This is a genomic window from Pseudoalteromonas mucoides, from assembly GCF_049257175.1.
Lineage (GTDB): Bacteria > Pseudomonadota > Gammaproteobacteria > Enterobacterales > Alteromonadaceae > Pseudoalteromonas.
Genome location: NZ_JBMMUC010000011.1, coordinates 52784 through 71843, shown reverse-complemented (window position 1 = coordinate 71843; position 19060 = coordinate 52784). Strand labels below are relative to the sequence as shown.

At 41.6% G+C, this 19060-nt stretch carries 15 protein-coding genes; 10 read left to right on the top strand and 5 right to left on the bottom strand.

The annotated features are described in order from the left end of the window. Positions 1 to 6: 6 nt before the first annotated feature. From AAEU30_RS13210 to AAEU30_RS13180, 7 genes are all read left to right on the top strand, one after another. Positions 7 to 3180, top strand: coding sequence for an efflux RND transporter permease subunit (locus tag AAEU30_RS13210; protein ID WP_421960886.1), 3174 nt, complete (start codon positions 7 to 9; stop codon positions 3178 to 3180). Positions 3181 to 3302: 122 nt separating this feature from the next. Further along, entirely contained in the window at positions 3303 to 3917 is a 615-nt protein-coding gene (locus AAEU30_RS13205) for a PilZ domain-containing protein (protein WP_421960885.1), read from the top strand. A gap of 61 nt (positions 3918 to 3978) precedes the next feature. Beyond that, positions 3979 to 5031: an agmatine deiminase family protein gene (locus tag AAEU30_RS13200; RefSeq protein ID WP_421960884.1), complete on the top strand. Its 1053-nt coding sequence runs from the start codon at positions 3979 to 3981 to the stop codon at positions 5029 to 5031. Then, a complete protein-coding gene (locus tag AAEU30_RS13195; RefSeq protein WP_087531852.1) occupies positions 5031 to 5924 on the top strand; it encodes a carbon-nitrogen hydrolase in 894 nt (297 codons plus the stop codon). The genes AAEU30_RS13200 and AAEU30_RS13195 overlap by 1 nt, the downstream gene beginning before the upstream one ends. Positions 5925 to 5967: 43 nt before the next feature. Further along, on the top strand, positions 5968 to 9441 hold the full coding sequence (gene mfd / locus AAEU30_RS13190; RefSeq protein ID WP_421960883.1) for a transcription-repair coupling factor: 3474 nt from the start codon (positions 5968 to 5970) through the stop codon (positions 9439 to 9441). After that, positions 9441 to 10277, top strand: coding sequence for a peptidoglycan binding protein CsiV (locus tag AAEU30_RS13185; protein ID WP_421960882.1), 837 nt, complete (start codon positions 9441 to 9443; stop codon positions 10275 to 10277). Before mfd ends, AAEU30_RS13185 begins: the two co-directional genes overlap by 1 nt. A gap of 14 nt (positions 10278 to 10291) precedes the next feature. Next, complete coding sequence (locus tag AAEU30_RS13180; RefSeq protein WP_421960881.1) at positions 10292 to 10543, top strand: DUF3862 domain-containing protein; 252 nt, start codon at positions 10292 to 10294, stop codon at positions 10541 to 10543. 46 nt (positions 10544 to 10589) lie between these two features. On the opposite strand, the gene AAEU30_RS13175 is transcribed toward AAEU30_RS13180, so the two are convergent. The 5 genes from AAEU30_RS13175 to aceK all read right to left on the bottom strand — a co-directional run bounded on the left by AAEU30_RS13175 (position 10590) and on the right by aceK (position 14801). Then, positions 10590 to 11138: an HPP family protein gene (locus AAEU30_RS13175; protein WP_421960880.1), complete on the bottom strand. Its 549-nt coding sequence runs from the start codon at positions 11136 to 11138 to the stop codon at positions 10590 to 10592. Positions 11139 to 11232: 94 nt separating this feature from the next. After that, entirely contained in the window at positions 11233 to 11487 is a 255-nt protein-coding gene (locus AAEU30_RS13170; RefSeq protein ID WP_087531847.1) for a DUF2999 family protein, read from the bottom strand. An 82-nt stretch (positions 11488 to 11569) separates the two neighbouring features. Further along, a complete protein-coding gene (locus AAEU30_RS13165; protein ID WP_421960879.1) occupies positions 11570 to 12532 on the bottom strand; it encodes a zinc-binding dehydrogenase in 963 nt (320 codons plus the stop codon). Positions 12533 to 12551: 19 nt separating this feature from the next. Further along, positions 12552 to 12944, bottom strand: a complete 393-nt coding sequence (locus AAEU30_RS13160) for a hypothetical protein (protein WP_421960878.1) — start codon at positions 12942 to 12944, stop codon at positions 12552 to 12554. 45 nt (positions 12945 to 12989) lie between these two features. Further along, a complete protein-coding gene (gene aceK, locus AAEU30_RS13155) occupies positions 12990 to 14801 on the bottom strand; it encodes a bifunctional isocitrate dehydrogenase kinase/phosphatase (RefSeq protein WP_421960877.1) in 1812 nt (603 codons plus the stop codon). A 104-nt stretch (positions 14802 to 14905) separates the two neighbouring features. Here aceK and AAEU30_RS13150 point away from each other — a divergent pair, with 104 nt between their 5' ends. The 3 genes from AAEU30_RS13150 to nirD all read left to right on the top strand — a co-directional run bounded on the left by AAEU30_RS13150 (position 14906) and on the right by nirD (position 19057). Next, positions 14906 to 15853: a LysR family transcriptional regulator gene (locus AAEU30_RS13150; protein WP_421960876.1), complete on the top strand. Its 948-nt coding sequence runs from the start codon at positions 14906 to 14908 to the stop codon at positions 15851 to 15853. Between the two features lie 284 nt (positions 15854 to 16137). Further along, entirely contained in the window at positions 16138 to 18714 is a 2577-nt protein-coding gene (gene nirB, locus AAEU30_RS13145; protein ID WP_421960875.1) for a nitrite reductase large subunit NirB, read from the top strand. Then, positions 18701 to 19057: a nitrite reductase small subunit NirD gene (gene nirD, locus AAEU30_RS13140; RefSeq protein WP_421960874.1), complete on the top strand. Its 357-nt coding sequence runs from the start codon at positions 18701 to 18703 to the stop codon at positions 19055 to 19057. The genes nirB and nirD overlap by 14 nt, the downstream gene beginning before the upstream one ends. Positions 19058 to 19060 lie beyond the last annotated feature (3 nt).

The window sequence follows — 19060 nt, the reverse complement described above, 5'->3', positions numbered from 1 at the left end:
AGTCTTATGTTTTCTCGTTATTTTATAGACAGACCCATATTTGCGTTTGTTATATCCATTGTAATTGTACTCGCAGGCCTTGCAGCAATGCGCAGCTTACCTGTTGCACAGTATCCTGAAATTGCCCCTCCTGTAGTACAGGTTACAGCAGCCTACCCCGGTGCGTCAGCGCAAGTGCTTGAACAAACCGTTGCTGCACCGATTGAAAATGCAATTACAGGTGTTGAAGGCATGATGTATATGGCATCAACCTCAACCAGCTCAGGCGCGACCACCATTGAAGTAACCTTTGAAATTGGCACTGATATTGACCAAGCAGCTGTAAACGTTAATAACCGTGTTAAACAAGTTGAAGCCCGTTTGCCAGAAGAAACACGCCGTCAAGGTGTGGTGGTGCAAAAAGGGTCTTCAAGCTTTTTACAAGTTCACGCGTTTTACTCACCCGATGGCAGTCGAGATAGTTTATGGACCTCAAATTACGTTACCCTCAATATATTGGATCGCATAAAACGTATTCCAGGTACCACTAGCGTACAAATATTTGGTGCGAAAGATTACGCCATGCGAATTTGGCTTCGTCCTGATGTTATGAGCCAACTCGGTGTGAACGTTGAAGAAGTCGCTGGCGCAATTCGTAGCCAAAACTCACAATATGCCGCGGGATCTATTGGTGCAACGCCCACTTCTCAGTCAGCTCAAGAGCTTGTTTACAGTGTTACGGCCCAAGGGCGCTTATCTGAACCTGAACAATTTGAAGAAATTATTATTCGTTCAAATATTGACGGCAGTAGTTTACGCTTAAAAGATATTGCTCGCGTGGAGCTTGGCTCAAAAGATTATAACTTTAGTGGTACAATTAATGGCAAAGAAGCTGTTTTATTAGGCATATTTTTACAACCAGGTGCAAATGCGTTAGATGTTGCAGCTGAAGTAAACGGTGTACTTGCTGAAATTAAACAACAATTTCCCACCGGGCTTGCTCATTTAAATTCATACGACACCACACGCTTTGTTGAAGTATCTATTCGAGAAGTGGTCATCACCCTCATCGAAGCCATGATCTTAGTATTTTTGGTGGTGTATCTATTTTTACAAAACTGGCGTGCAACGCTTATTCCTACATTAGCTGTACCCGTGTCATTGCTGGGCACTTTTGCTGGCATGTACATGTTGGGCTACTCAATTAACTCGCTGACATTATTTGGTATGGTGTTATCAATTGGTATTGTTGTCGATGATGCGATAGTTGTGCTCGAAAACGTCGAGCGAATTATGCACGAAGAGCATGTAAGTGCTCATGAAGCAGCTATTAAAGCAATGAAAGAAGTATCAGGACCTGTTGTCGCCATTGTACTGGTGCTTTGCTCAGTATTTGTGCCCATTGCATTTTTAGGTGGCCTAACAGGAGAGCTATTCCGCCAATTTGCAATCACCATTTCAATTGCAGTGAGTTTATCTGGGGTTGTTGCACTAACAATGACGCCTGCTTTGTGTGTACTTATTTTGAAACAAGAGCACAAACAAACCGCACGCTTCTTTTTATGGTTTAATCGAGTCTTTACGCAAATAACCAGTAAATACGTTGGCACTGTTGGCTTTATGGTTCGTCGCGGCGCACTTGGCCTTTTATTAATGATTGGCATGGTATCAATCACTATTGGGCTTTGGAAAAACACGCCAAGTTCACTCGTTCCAGATGAAGATCAAGGCTATTATATTTCGGCTATCTTCTTACCTGATGGCTCTTCCCTTGAGCGCACTGAAGAAGTGGTAAAGCAAGTCGTTGCAGCGGTGCAATCAAACCCTGCGAATGAAAATGTTGTTGCATTTACCGGGTTTGATTTTATTGGTGGTGGCTATAAAAATAGTGCGGCAACCTTATTTGTCACGCAAAAACACTGGGATGAACGAGAAATAGATACTAAAAGCTTGGTTAATGAGTTATTTATGAAAACCGCTCATATAAACGAAGCACTGGTACTGGCTTTTAACCCGCCTGCTATTTTTGGTTTAGGAAACACCGGTGGTTTTGAATTTTATATTCAAAACAAAGGCGCTGGTGGCCCCGAGAAACTGCAACAAGCCATGGGATTAATGATGGCAGAAGCGCAGAAAAGCCCCGTTCTAAGTGGCTTACAAACACTTTGGCGCCCTAATGCGCCACAGCTAAAAGTGGATGTTGATCGCGAACAAGCCCGTGCCATGGGCATTGAAATTGATGATGCTTTCACTGCTCTTGCCGGTACGCTAGGCACATACTACGTTAATGATTTCAATAAATTTGGACGAGCATGGCAGGTACTTATGTCTGCTGAGGCTGAATTTAGAATGAAACCCGACGACATCGGCCGTATCTATGTTAAAAACAGCCAAGGTACTATGGTGCCTATGTCTGCGTTCACTAATATAGAATTTAGCCGCGGGCCAGAGAGTCTTAATCGTTATAACAACCTTTCAGCGGTTAAGTTATTGGGTAATGCAGCACCAGGCTACAGCTCTGGGCAAGCCATTGCCGAAGTGGAGCGTATTGCAAAAGCTGTGTTGCCACCTGACATGACTTACGATTGGACTGGCTCTGCCTATCAAGAAAAACGCAGCTCGGGCACAACCGGTATTGCGCTTGGGCTTGCTGTTATCATGGTGTTCTTAATTCTTGCTGCACTTTATGAACGTTGGTCACTGCCATTATCTGTGATGCTGGCTCTGCCATTTGGTACCTTTGGCGCGCTAGTGTCAATCTGGTTGGTAGGCATGACTAACGATGTGTATTTCCAAATTGGTTTGGTTACTTTACTTGGTCTTGCCAGTAAAAATGCCATTCTGATAGTTGAATATGCCTTAATGAAACACCAACAAGGTTGGAGCGCAAGTGCGGCAGCTCTTGAAGCAGCACGCCTTAGATTTAGACCCATTATAATGACATCGCTGGCGTTTATATTAGGCGTTGTACCATTGGTGCTTAGCTCAGGTGCGGGTGCCGGTGCGCGTCACAGCGTTGGTACAGGTGTTATGGGCGGTATGATGGCTGCAACTTTCTTAGCCGTATTCTTTGTACCTTTGTTTTTCTACTGGCTTACAGATCGTAAGCTCAGTGAAAAGCGCTCACGCAATGAACTGGCCGATGAGATAGCCGCGCATCATAAACGCGAAAACGTAGATACACTCGAAGGTAATTTATAACCATTAACCTTTAAAAAATGAAGGGCAAACATAGGTTTGCCCTTTTTTTATAACGGTTACATCACTAGCAATTTAGGCTTGTCAGCGCTACTATTAGTAAACGCGCGTTGTGGAGCAAACTAATGAGTAGTGAAAAAATAACCGAGTTTGAGCAGTATTTTCAAATAGCAGAAAGTAACAGAGTCAATTTATTTGCCGTTGACAAGCAAAGCGTGCCGCAAAGCCCTGCTCAATTGGAAGCCGATATTCCCCCACTATTTAAACTTGCTAATGAAGTAAGTGAGCTTGAGCAAAGTTCATTAAGACCATTGCGTAATTTAGGTGATGTTGCCCAAGAGCTGGCTGTTTTTTTACAAGCCCAATCGCGTAAAATCGACCTCATAATGAGTCATATACTCGCTTCTGAACAGCCACAAGATAATGCAATGTACTGTGATAGCTATGGCGGCGGTGGTGTTAAATTTACCACCAGCGAGCAATACACAATAGGCCAAGCATTTCGCACTAAACTATTTTTGCAACATGAAGCCTCTGCGGTTTATTGTTACACAGAAGTCGTGGCAATCGACAAACTTGATGATGAGCAAAACCAATACACGCTTTTATTTACTGCTATCCGTGACTCTGATCAAGAGTTAGTGGTTAGAGCGAGTTTACACGCGCAAACAAGGCAACTAAAAAAGCGCCAACAGCAACAACTAGACAAACCTGAAAATGAGCAACCGACAGAGTTATAAAAAGCTGACATATCTGTTTGAAATGCTAAACTAGGCACACCTTTGTTTGTTTATTAAATTCATGAACTTTAGACTTTTACCTGAATGGGCTGAGCAAGATGCAGTTATGCTTACTTGGCCACACCAAGATACTGATTGGCGTGATAACCTCAATGCTGTAGAGCCTGTTTATATTACCCTGTGTAAACATATATGCCAGCATCAATTGGTTGTTATTATTGCACATAACACTGCATTAAAAACACACATAAGCCAATTATTAGCCAGCAATGAAATTGACCTTGCTCGGGTGCACTTTGTGATCACCCCTTGTAATGATACTTGGGCGCGTGATCATGGCCCGTTGACCTGTGCCAGCACGCATGATGCAGACCAATTAGCTATTCTTGATTACACCTTTAACGGCTGGGGTAACAAGTTTGAGAGCTCCCTTGATAATCAAATTAACAAAGTACTTGTTAAACAGCTGGCTGCACCTGAAAATCAATATCAACAAATTGATTTAGTATTAGAAGGCGGCGGGGTTGAAATAAACGAGCACGGTGTACTGCTTACCACCAGCGAGTGTTTACTCAATCCAAATCGTAACCCAGCACATAGCGCTGAGCAAATTGAAGCACAATTACAACAGCAATTAGGTGTCAGTTCATTTTTATGGGTTGATCATGGTTATTTAGCCGGTGACGATACTGACAGCCATATTGATACCCTTGTGCGCTTTGCACCGAACAACACCCTAGTTTATGTAAAGTGTAATGATACTACGGATGAGCATTTTAACGCGCTCGATAAAATGCAAACACAATTGAAAGGTTTTCAAACGCCATCAGGTCACCCTTATACCTTGATTGATTTACCTTGGCCAAAAGCGGTGTATAACAACGATGGCGATAGACTGCCAGCAACCTACGCAAACTATTTAATTATCAATGATGCCGTATTAGTACCCACTTACAATGATAAAAACGATGCCCAAGCACTTGAGCAAATTCAGCGTGCCTACCCTGAGCATTCAATTATTGGGGTAAACTGTTTGCCTATTATTCATCAATTTGGCAGCTTACATTGCATAACCATGCAATTACCTCGCGGATTTTTAGTTGGAGCAGCATAATGACTTCGTCAAATAAATTAACGGTTGCCTTAGTGCAGCAAAGCAATAGTGATAACGCAGAGCAAAACATGGCAAAATCAATTGCCGCCATACGCGACGCTGCAAGCCAAGGTGCTCAACTTGTAGTGCTACAAGAGCTTCACCGTAGCCTTTACTTTTGCCAAACCGAAGACGTTGATGTTTTTGATTTAGCAGAAACTATCCCAGGGCCAAGTAGTGACGCACTGGGTGCATTAGCAAATGAGCTAAACATCGTTATAGTGGCCTCATTATTTGAAAAACGTGCCACAGGCCTTTATCACAATACCGCTATTGTGCTGGAAAAAGACGGTACGATTGCAGGTAAATATCGCAAAATGCACATACCTGATGATCCTGGGTTTTATGAAAAGTTTTACTTTACCCCAGGCGATTTAGGCTTTGAGCCGATTCAAACCTCTGTAGGTAAATTAGGTGTATTAGTGTGCTGGGATCAATGGTTTCCTGAAGCTGCACGCTTGATGGCGATGGCGGGTGCTGAGTTATTAATTTACCCAACCGCGATTGGTTGGGACCCACGTGACGATGACGGCGAAAAAACGCGACAAAAAGATGCATGGGTTATTTCACAACGTGCCCACGCTGTTGCCAATGGCGTGCCTGTTATCAGTGCCAACCGTGTAGGCCATGAAAGTGATCCAAGCGAGCAAAGTGACGGTATTCAATTTTGGGGCAATTCATTTATTGCAGGCCCTCAGGGTGAAATGCTCAGCGAAGCAAATAATACTGACGAGCAAATTTTAGTGGTAGAACTTGATCAAAAACGCTCAGAGAACGTAAGACGTATATGGCCTTATTTACGTGATCGCCGAATTGATCACTATCAAGACCTCACTAAAATTTACCGTGACTAGAATAAATTAGCGCCTCAGTTGAGGCGCATTTAAGGAGTAATAAATGGCGTTTGCGCAATGGGCAGCCTTGCCTTGGGTAAAATCTCAAAAAGATAAAATTCAATGGGGGCAACTCACCGGTAGCGGGTTAAGTATCGCTATTGCACAAGGAGTAAAACAACAAGACAGCTTAGTGCTGATTGTTACCCCAGATACACCCAGTGCGCTGCGTTTAGAGACGGAACTTGATTATTTATTACCTGATAACCCGGTGATGGTGTTTCCTGATTGGGAAACCCTACCGTATGATCATTTCTCGCCTCACCAAGATATTATTTCGTCGCGTTTAGCGACCCTCAATACACTAAAAAAAGAACAACAAAGTGTATTAATTGTACCTGTATCTACCTTAATGCTGCGTACTGCCCCGGCCTCGTTTATTTATGGCTCTACACTTAACTTCAAAGTTGGCGATAACCTCGACACACACAGCTTACGCAGTAATCTTGAGCAAGCAGGTTATTTGCATGTTCAGCAGGTTATGGAGCACGGTGAATACGCAATTCGTGGCTCAATTGTAGATTTGTACCCTATGGGGAGCCCGCACCCATTTAGATTAGATTTTTTCGATGACGAGCTCGACACAATTCGCCTATTTGATGTGGAAACTCAACGTTCTGACGAAAAAGTAGATAAAATAGAGTTACTCCCTGCCCATGAGTTTCCGACTAATGAAAGTGACATTGAGCGCTTTAGAATAAACTACCGCGAAAAGTTTGGCGCCAGTGCAGAGCAAGATTCCGTCTACATGCAAGTCACTAAAGGAAACTGGCCGGCGGGTATTGAATATTATATGCCGCTGTTTTTTGAGCAGCTTGCGACCATATTTGAATACTTACCCGATACCACAACGGTCATGCAATATGGTGATTTAGAACATGCTGCTGATCAATTTTGGCATGATGTAAATGTTCGCTATGAAAACCGCCGAGTCGACCCATTAAGACCTTTACTTGAGCCGACTGAGCTTTATCAGCCACTCAATGAGTTGTTTTCAAACTTAGGTAACTTTGCCCGCATACGCTTAAGCCAAGCAAAATTACCGACCAAAGCAGGGAATAAAAACTTAGCCACAAGCGATCTCCCTGCGGTACGAATTGATCATAAGCAACACGAACCGTATCAAGCATTTATTGAATATATAGCGACGCAAAAGAAACAAAAAGGCCGCGTGCTGATCTCGGTAGAATCTGACGGACGTCGTGAGTCTTTACTTGCATTACTCAAACCCAGTGGCTTAAAACTCAAAGAGTTTGACTCGTTTGATGACTTTACCGCTAGCAATAGCGATGTCGGTTTAATCGTAAGCCCCCTTGAGCAAAGTGTACTATTAAGTGCAAAGCCCGCGCTTAGTATTATTACCGAACAAGAATTACTGGGAATTAAAGTATCTCAGCGCCGTCGTCGAAAGCATAAATACGAAGCAAGCCAAGATGCGCTGATCCGCAACTTAGCTGAGCTTAAAGTTGGTCAACCCATTGTGCATTTAGATCATGGTGTTGGGCGTTATCAAGGGCTACAAACTATTGATGCTGCTGGACTCGTCACTGAGTTTGTCACCATAACCTATGCTGGTGAAGCTAAACTTTACGTGCCCGTATCGGCACTGCACATGTTAAGCCGATACTCTGGTGGTGAAGAAGCCACGGCGCCGCTGCATAAGCTCGGCTCTGACGCTTGGGAGAAAGCCAAAAAACGCGCTGCTGAAAAAGTACGTGACGTCGCCGCAGAGCTGCTTGATATTTACGCTCAGCGCCAAGCAAAACCCGGTAATGCTTTCGCCCTTGATGGCAGTGCATACCGCGTATTTAGTGATGGCTTCCCATTTGAAGAAACCGATGACCAACGCAATGCCATTGAAGCTGTGCTTGGTGATATGCAAAGCAAACATGCCATGGATAGACTGGTGTGTGGTGATGTTGGCTTTGGTAAAACTGAAGTTGCTATGCGCGCCGCATTCATCGCAGTGAACGATAACAAACAAGTGGCCGTATTAGTCCCTACTACATTGCTTGCCCAGCAACACTTTGAAAACTTTAAAGACCGTTTTGCTGATTTTCCTATTGAAGTTGGTGTGCTTTCACGATTTAACTCACCTAAAGAGCAAAAAGACACCCTTGAAAAGATGGCCGAAGGTAAACTCGATATTGTCATCGGCACGCATAAATTAATACAACAAGATATTAATTTTCGGGATTTAGGTCTACTTATTGTTGATGAAGAACACCGTTTTGGAGTGCGTCAAAAAGAAAAGATAAAATCATTACGCGCCGATGTCGATATTTTAACGCTTACCGCAACACCTATCCCACGTACATTAAATATGGCAATGAGCGGCATGCGTGACTTATCAATTATCGCCACTCCACCAGCTAAACGCTTGGCAGTAAAAACCTTTGTTCGTCAGCGCGATGCAGAACTTATTCGCGAAGCTGTATTACGTGAAATAAAGCGTGGCGGCCAAGTGTACTTTTTGCACAACAATGTAGAAACCATTGACCGCGTGGCTCAAGAGATCAGCGAATGGGTGCCCGAAGCAAGTGTCGCCTCAGCGCATGGACAAATGCGTGAGCGTGAACTTGAACAGTTAATGAGTGAGTTTTATCATCAAAAATATAATGTTTTAGTGTGTACCACTATTATTGAAACCGGTATAGATATACCAACCGCCAATACCATCATCATGGACAGAGCAGATAAATTAGGCCTTGCGCAGTTGCATCAGCTGCGTGGTCGTGTGGGTCGTAGCCATCACCAAGCGTACGCTTATTTATTAACAGGTCACCCTAAGTCATTATCTAAAGATGCGGTAAAACGCTTAGAAGCCATCGAATCTCTTGAGGATTTAGGCGCAGGCTTTGCGTTAGCGACACACGATTTAGAAATTCGTGGTGCGGGTGAATTACTCGGTGATGACCAATCTGGTCAAATGCAAACCATTGGCTTTAATTTATACATGGAAATGCTCGAACAAGCAGTGCAATCACTGCGCGAAGGTAAAGAGCCAACTCTTGATAATTTATTACAACAACAAAGCGAGGTCGATTTAAAACTCGCCGCATTATTACCTGATGACTATATTCATGATGTAAACGCCCGCTTGGGTATTTACAAACGTATTGCAAGCTGTGCTACTGTAGATGATATGGATGAACTTCAAGTTGAACTAATTGACCGCTTTGGTTTACTGCCCGATGCAACTAAAAACCTATTTAGTTTGCAGCAACTTAAGCTAAAAGCCAGTGAATTAGGTATTAAAAAGATTGAAGCAAATCCAAAAGGTGGTTATTTTGAGTTTAGCCAAGATACAAAGGTTAACCCAAGCTTCATAATTGGTTTGATACAAAGTGCACCCCATGTGTACAAAATGGATGGCGCAAATAAACTGCGCTTTGCGATCAGCGAGGCTAATGCTCGTGAACGCTTAAAGATGGTCACTGCAATGATTGCAGATTTCTCTAAAAAGGTTAGCCATTAATGTTGTTAAAAAAATCATTATTAATTTTGTGTTGTGTATTTAGCAGCGCAGCATTCGCAGAGCGATGGTTTGAAGTCGAAGTGCTTATATTTAAACAACGCCCCGCTCCTTATTTACAAGAAGATTTTAGCCTTAAAAAAGAACCTATTAAGGCAAGCAACAAAGTAGACTTACTCACTCCGTTATACACTCAGCAAGCGAAACAAGACTGTATCTCGGGCGATAGCCGCTTTAACTCTAACTCACTAACAGATTCAGTCATTGGTGCCAGTCGATCAAACTTATGTGATGATTCGATAGACTATATTGCAAGCTTTGATTCTTTGCCGCTGAGCCCAGAAGCAGAAGCCAGAGATGACATGGTCAGCACCTATTTGTTAAACCCTGAGCAGCTACAGTTTAAAAGCCAACAACGCGAGTTGCTGCGTAAAGGTTTAAAACCTTTACTGCACACCGGTTGGCGGTTCGAAGGCGCAAGTAAATCGCGTTCACAAAGTATCAAACTCTTTGGTGGACAACACCTCACTACACCGCCTGTTGCAAACACAAGTGTAGCGAATAACGCGAACTTTATAAGCCTAGTTAATCCAAGCCAAACGTTTGAACCTGCTATGCAACATGCTTCTGATAAATGGGAGTTAGACGGTTTTTTTAATATATACCTACGCCACTACCTGTTTATTAATGCAAATATCGATATAAGCGAGAAGCTCGATAATGGAGAGATTCAAAGCGCACGTTTTTCTCAGTTTAAACGTGTGATCAGTGGAGAAGTGCATTATTTTGACCACCCTAAAATGGGCATGATTGTACAAATAAGAAAATTTAAACATTAAAAAGGACACTATTTATGAAAAAAATCTTAATAATTGCAGCAACTTTATCACTCGCTGCTTGCTCAAAAGTAAGTTTAGAAAACTACGAAAAAATCACTATTGGTATGGATAAAACTGAGGTTGAAGCAATTCTAGGAAGTGCTGATAACTGCGTTGAAAAAACCCTTCATACTAATTGTACTTGGGGTGATGAAGCAAAAAATATCGAAATTACATTGGTTTCTGATAAAGTTTCTTTATACAGCAAGACAGGTTTAGAAAAGTAAGTAATAAAAAAGATGGTAGCCTGCTACCATCTTAAACCTTTGTGCATTACCACCAATACACAGGGTAATGCCGTTTAGGGTTACGCGATAAATTATTAACCAATAGGCCCACCATTAACATAATCAACGCACCAAATAAAACAGGGCTAATCACATAATAATAACCAAGTTGATGAATTCCTTCACCACCTATAACTGCAATCAATGCTGTTGCACCTCCTGGAGGATGCAAAGTTCGTGTTAAGTGCATCACGGCGATTGACAGTGACACAGCAATAGCACTTGCTAACATTAAATCAGCAGTCAAAAATTTAGCCACTGTAACACCCACCAAAGCACTAAAAACATGCCCACCAATAAGGTTTCGCGGCTGTGAAAACTCAGCAAGTGGTGCTCCGTATATAAGTACAGCCGTTGCGCCTAAAGAACCAATTAAAAATAAATTAGTTAAGGGATCAAATTGCAACGTTTTACCAATTAAGGCTACTAAGTAAATACCTAAAAAAGAGCCTAACAACGACCACATGATTTTACTCACGGGTTTGCGTGGTGGGCACTGGCTCGTTGCAGCCATACGGGACAAAAACAATCGCATTAATATCTCTAAAAAATAAATACATAAAAAAGAGCAGTACCAAAGCAATGCTCTATTAGTTATTTGATTGGTCAAACAGCTTAAAAACTAATTATTACTGATTTTGATATTGCTCTTTAGCTTTTTCAAGTTCGCCATCAGAAATACCTAATGATGCAGCAGCTTCTTTGATTAGCTGTGGCTGGGTCATAACAAGACCCATTAACGCTTGTAGTTTCTCTGGTGGAATACCTAATTGTTGTACTAACCCCATTGCCATCATTGGGTTTTGCGTAAATGCTTGAAAAAGCTCGTGCACTTTTTCATCACTCACATCATGTTCTTTTAATGTTGCTATAATTGGGTTCATATTTTTACCTTACATCACTTTTAGTTGCACTAATTATATGGGCAAATAATTAGTTTTAAATAGGTATTAATTTTAAAGGTAATTATTTAACCTGTAACACGACTTTACCGGCATTTTCATTGCGCTCTAAAATTGCATGGGCTTCATTTGCTTGTTGCCATGACATGGTTTTATAAATATTAAAATCAAAACGTTGGTTAGCAATATCATCATAAAATTGGTTTACAAACTCATCGCGTAGTTGGCGTTTAAATGCTTTGCTACGATTACGTAAAGTAGAAGCATGGAACGAAATACGCTTTTGTAAAAGCTTTGCAAAATCAACTTCTGCAAATCGACCATCTAAAAACGCCAGCATAATAATTTGACAATCCATTGCCGCGATTGCTGCATTCTTATTTAAGTATTGGCCAGATACCGGATCAACAATGACATTAGCTGTTAATGTATGGGTTTGCATATATTCAACAAAGTCATTTGTTTTATAATTAATGGCATGATCTGCACCCAGCTCTTTGGCGTGTTGGCACTTTTCGTCGCTCCCTGCGGTAATAACCACAGTCGCACCAACACATTTTGCCATTTGAATTGCTGCTCCACCTACTCCACTGGCACCCGCATGAATAAGTGCGGTTTGCCCCTGTTGTAAGTTACCTAACCCAAAGAGAGCACCATATGCAGTTAAATACACTTCACTTATAGCCGCACCTTGCGCCATCGATATATTATCTGGTAAAGCCATTATTTGTGCAGCATCTACAGCCACATATTCACTATACGCACCACCTGCACACAATGTAAAAACACGTTGATTAAGCCAACTTTTTTCTACATCAGCGCCAAGCTCAACCACAGTACCAGCACATTCAAGCCCTAAAATAGGGCTATCGCCTTTTGGTGCAGGATATTTACCTTGTCGTTGCATACAATCGGCACGGTTAACGCCAATTGCAGCAACTTTTATTAGTACTTCACCTGCTTGTAAGTTTGGTTTTGTTGTTTCACTCAGTGATAGTGTTTTGTTTTCGTGTGCAATATATTTCATAGGCTCCTCAGTGTGGTCTTTAGTCTAACTTTCGCCATATTTCAGCTTCAACTAATTTACCATTTTCAGTGAGCGAATGATGCCACAAATCACCTTCAATTTTGTAATCAAAAGCCATCGTTTTTCCCAATAATGAAGGAATATTGCCATAACCAAATTTTTCTATAAATTGTTGATCTTTAATTATGTATTTACCGCCACCAGCATAATGAAACTGGCCGTTCTTTTGTGTTATGTAGTTGAAGTGTGTTTTTGTTATTAATTTTACTGAGGTTAACTGCGGGGCTTTTGCTGTTACATAGCCATCATCAACCGCATATTTTCCCTCTACAAACTCCCAACTCCCCAAAAATGGGTTTGCAAATATTTGCCCCGATACAAGTAGTAACCCCGTTAGTAAATAGGCTTTCATAATATTTCCTTTAAAAGTTTTTGCAAATTGTACCTCTTAGTGAAATTAATCCCTATCATACTTCTGGTTAGGGTGGATACTCTTAAACCGCCAACTAGTTTTATACGGGTAAACGTCGTATATGTGCCCTGCGGTTATATTCGCTTGGCATTGTTGCCAAAACGACGCTGAAAAAATATCGCTGTGATGTTGCTTAAACACAGCAAATGCCGTGTCGTTAGCGCTAAAAAAAATGTTAAATTGACTCGGAAACACATCGTTATCAGCAATATCAAAATAGCTGTGCGCACTTAATTCATCATGTTGACTGTCACTTTTTGGAATATCTCTAAAATTGCACTCAGTTAATGGACAAATTTCATCATAATCATAAAATACCACACGACCCCAGCGGGTAACGCCAAAGTTTTTCATTAACATATCGCCTGGAAAAATATTTGCTCCGGCTAAGTCTTTGATAGCCTTACCATAGTCAATCATCACTTTGGTTAGTTCTGTGTCATCACATTGATTCAGGTATAAATTAAGCGGGGTCATTTTACGCTCAACATACACATGCTTTAAAATAAGTGCTTTTTCTGAGATGACCATACTGCTACCAATCATTTGGTGCATATGGCTTAAGAGTTCATCACTAAAGCGAGATAAGTCAAACGCTAAATACCTAAACTCATGTGTATCGACCAGTCGGCCCACTCTGTCAGCTTGTTTTACAAAATCATACTTAGCCATAACTTGGGCTTTTGTCGCTGTTTTGGGGGCGTTAAATTTATCTTTTATTACTTTATAAACGTATTCAGAACCAAGGGTGGTAAACACTAACATAACCATACCAGGCGTACCTGGGGCGCTGATATACTTATCTGATTTTGGACTGTTTTTAGTGGTGTCTACCTTGTAACGATAAAACTCAGTTTTTGCATGTTTAATAAACCCAATCGCATTAAACAGCTCAAACCGCTGCTTATGTGGCAATAGCACTGATAGATAATCTACATAGCGCGCTGGTTGGTCGGTATCTACCATAAAATAAGTACGAGCAAAGCCAAACAGTAAACTGAGTTGATCTGCCCCCATCATCACCGCATCTAACTTTAAGCCATCCTCGGTATTTAATATGGCAATCGCAAAGGGCATGTTATCCCCATTTTTAGCAATGCAACGGCCTATCAAATAACATGCTTTATTTCTAAAAAACAATGAATTAGCGTATTCTATATAACCATTGTTTAAGTTTATAAGTTCATATACTTGGCGGCACTGGTGTTTTGCCCCCATTGTTAAAGTATGTTGTAACTGGGTAACATCATGCTCAAAATTACTAAACTTGACCCGAAATGATTGCGCTAAAATAAGCTGTTTAACAGCCTCAGCGAAACCAGATTGTAATGATATTCGCCTTACTAAACTATCAAATGGTCGTGGGGCTGTGCGATATTTTGCCTTTAAAACAAACAAATGTACGGTACGAATTTTTTTATCATGCCAAATAGCACCAAATATCGAATTGAAAAATGTATGTGCTATCGGTTGGTTTTCATGATTCGACACCATTGCAGCATAGACATTTTTTGCTTGTTGCCAGATTGCAGCATTATCATATTCATTGTAAGCAATGAGTTTTACCGTATCGCTAACATTGGCAACTTGGCGCTCGTATACTTGTAAGCGTGCTCGCATAGCGGCCTGTACATCTAGCCACTGCCTTTGTTCAAAACGGCTTTGTGCGCCCAAGGTGATATTTAAAAACTCTGCAAACATGGCTTCAAAGCCTGCAAATACTGCTCGGGCAAGTTTAGTTGCAATAACGTGTTCAAGCGCACAATTGTAAGATGATGCAGGCTGTAGATTTGGCATATTTTTATCACTTATGACGACTATTTTATTTTAGCTGTTTACACACCATAGCAAGCAGGTTTTAATTTAGATAATTAATAAAGCGAATGAATAAGATTGATCAGATGAATATAAGAAATGTCGATCTCAACTTACTGGTGTATCTCAATGTACTCATTGATGAGCAAAATGTATCAAAAGCTGCAAATAAACTTGCGTTGACTCAACCTGCCATGAGTAATGCACTAAAACGCTTACGTGATTTATTTGATGATCCACTACTCGTTCGCGCTGCAGGTAATATGACGCCAACAGCAAAAGCATTGAGCCTCAAGCCTGAAATAGAAGCGCTTCTCAAAATGGCTGAAGCGATAACGCAGCCCAGTGACTTATTTGACCCAACCGATGCCCAAGTCACTTTTAGGATAATGGCTAACGATTATTTAGAGTCGACCTTAGTTGCGCCCTTTATTACTGAACAACTCGAAAAATACCCTGGCCTTAACTTTGATGTGCTCAGTCCCAGTGACGTAAACCTACAAGATATGGAAAAAGGCACTATTGATTTAGCAATCAATCGCTTTAATGGCATGCCTCGCTCATTTCATCAAGCCAGTGTATGGCGCGATAATTATTGCTGCTTAATGCATCCTAATAATCGTTATTTAAATAAACCGGATCTGCAAAGCTACTTAGCTGCGCAGCACATATGGGTTAATAGAGCCGGTTGGGGGGCAGAGGCCGCCGTTACGAATAAGTCAGGCAGTCAAAAGCTCGGCTGGGTTGATGAGGCACTGTGGCAGTTAGAGCAAACACGACATATTCGGGTGTTCACCCGCCACTATATGGTGGCAAGCTTACTTTGCCAATCGGCAAAACTTATCGCCACTTTGCCTCGTCGACAAGCCATGCTCCTTGCTAAGCATACAGATTTAGTTATCAGCCCAGTGCCATTTCAAGTGGTCCCGATTGAAATAAAGATGTTGTGGAGCCCACTGCTACATCATGCCAGCCCGCACCAATGGCTACGCCGTGAATTACTGAACTTTGCAAGCACCGTCGCCGATCGTTAAGTATCATTGTACCGACCAAGATGGTGCTAAGGCGCACTAAAATAGATCAATACTTCGTTATGATTTCATTCCCACTTTAGTATTTGTATTTAAATTCAACAACTTAACAAATTGGCATTGTATCTGCTTTGTAAAGGTTAAGAGCGTATGATTGCGCTTACTAAAACAATAAAAAACAAAACAACTTAAATTTTAGGCAAAGAAGCCCGCACACTTACTGTTTTATTACTTTAAGTGGCGGGCTTTTTTGTGTTTGTAAAACCGTCAAAACTAAGGAATACCACATGCAAACACCCCAACAAATTCTCGTCATTGGTAATGGCATGGTCGGTCATCACTTTGTAGAGCAAATGCGTGCCAGCGATGCGAATGCTGTCATAACCGTTTTATGTGGTGAGGTTAATTTAGCCTATGACCGCGTATATTTATCGAGCGTTTTTGATGGTAAAAGTCCTGCTGATTTAGCTTTAACAACTGCAGAAAACTATCAGCAACTCAATATAAATGTACACACTAATACATGGGTTGATCAGATAGATAAACAAAATAAAGTTGTTAAAACAACAACTGGTCAGCAATATGACTACGATAAACTTGTTATAGCAACCGGCTCATACCCATTTGTACCACCAATTCCTGGTAATGATCAGCCCCATTGTTTGGTTTATCGTACATTAGAAGATTTAGAAGCAATTCAACAAAGCGCCAAAGTGAGTAAAGTAGGTGTGGTAGTGGGTGGTGGTCTATTAGGTCTTGAGGCCAGTAATGCCCTAAAACAACTTGGTTTAGATACGCACGTGGTCGAATTTGCGCCACAACTTATGGGTGTACAGCTTGATGAAGTCGGCGGTGAATTACTTAAAAATAAGATAGAACAGTTAGGTGTAACTGTTCATACAGGTAAAACCACACAAGAAATTGTTAAAGGAGAGCAATGCCGTTACCGAATGAACTTCAGCGATGGCAGTCACCTTGAAACAGATATTATTTTATTCTCAGCAGGCATTCGCCCATACGACCAACTAGGCCGTGCCACAGAGCTTGAAATAGGTCCCCGAGGCGGTATTGTTATCAACAATCAATGCCAAACATCTGATCCGGATATTTATGCTATCGGTGAATGTGCCTTGTGGAGCAATTTCATATTTGGTTTAGTTGCACCTGGTTATAATATGGCGCGTGTTGTCGCAAGTCAGTTCAGTGGTGGTGATTTAGCCTTCTCTGGCGCCGATATGAGCACTAAATTAAAATTACTTGGTGTTGAAGTCGGCTCAATTGGTGATGCTCACGGCAAAACCGAAAACTGTAAAGAGATGGTCTATCAAGACCCTATTCGTGGTAGCTACAAAAAAATCGTTTTTAATGAGCAAGCTGACAAGTTAATTGGTGCAGTGCTCGTTGGCGATACCAGTGATTACGATACATTACTGCAATACATGTTGAACGGCATGACCCTACCAGAAAACCCTGAATGTTTAATTTTACCAGTAACTGGTGACGCTCCAACACTTTCTAGTTCAGCACTTCCAGATGCCGCAACGATTTGCTCTTGCCACAATGTCAGTAAGGGCGACATCATCAGCGCCATTGATGGGGGGGCCTGTGAGCTTGGCGAAGTTAAAAGTTGTACAAAAGCTGCCAGTGGCTGTGGCGGATGTGCCGCCTTACTAAAAACAGTGGTTGATCAAGAATTAGAGTCTCGCGGTGTTGAAGTTAACAATCACATTTGTGAACACTTCGCCTACTCTCGTCAAGAATTGATGCACCTCGTAAAAGTTGATGGCATCAAAACTTTTGATGACCTACTGAACAAGTTTGGTCATGGTAAAGGTTGTGATATTTGCAAACCAGCAGCGGCTAACATATTAGCTGCAACATGGAATGATTTCATTCTCGATAAACCCCATGTTGGCTTACAAGATACCAATGACACCTTCTTAGCTAATATGCAAAAAGATGGCTCATACTCAGTTGTTCCACGAATTGCAGCTGGCGAGATCACACCAGATAAACTCATTGTTCTTGGTGAGGTAGCACAAGAGTTTAATCTGTACTGTAAAATTACAGGTGGTCAGCGGATTGATTTATTCGGTGCCCGCCTTGAGCAGCTACCAATCATTTGGCAAAAGCTGATTGATGTTGGCTTCGAAACCGGTCACGCATATGGTAAATCCTTGCGTACGGTTAAATCCTGTGTTGGCAGTACATGGTGCCGTTATGGAGTACAAGATAGTGTTGGCCAAGCGATAGACATTGAAAATCGCTACAAGGGCTTACGATCACCACATAAAATTAAAATGGCTGTGTCTGGCTGTACCCGTGAATGTGCTGAAGCACAAAGTAAAGATATTGGTGTAATTGCCACTGAAAATGGCTGGAACCTCTATGTGTGTGGTAATGGCGGCATGCGTCCACGCCATGCTGACTTATTTGCCACTGATCTCGATACGCAAACGCTGATCACCTATATTGACCGCATACTCATGTTCTACATTAAAACAGCAGACAAACTACAACGTACATCTGTGTGGATGGAGAACCTTGAAGGAGGTTTAGACTATTTACGTAAAGTTGTTATCGAAGACAGCTTAAATATTTGTTCCGAGCTTGAAGCACAAATGGAACATGTAGTAGCGACCTATCAATGTGAATGGAAAACCACTATTGAAAGCCAAACAGCTGTCAAACGCTTCCGCCAATTTGTGAATAGTCCAGAGCAAGACAGTAATATTTTGTTTGTTCAAGAGCGGAACCAAATCCGCCCTGCAACAAAATCAGAAAAACGAAACCATTCGCGTAGTAACGAGCAATTAATTCCAATTGTTGAAATTGAAAAGGAGCAAGACAATGTTGTGGCATGATATCGCATCAATTGATGATCTAGTAGCAGACAGCGGCGTATGTGCATTAGTTGAGAATACACAAATCGCTTTATTCTATATTCCACAAGAGCCAGCAGCGGTTTTTGCCATCAGTAACTATGACCCTATCGGTGATGCTAATGTTTTATCAAGAGGTATTATCGGCAGCATGCAAGACACCCTAGTAGTTGCCTCTGCGTTATATAAACAGCATTTCTGCCTTCAAACAGGGCAATGCTTAGAACAAAGCGATGTTTGTGTTGCAACGTATCCCGTCAAAATTGAAAACGACCGTGTATTTGTCCAAGCACAAGCCTGTGCAGAGCAAACTAGCGCAGCTTAGTTA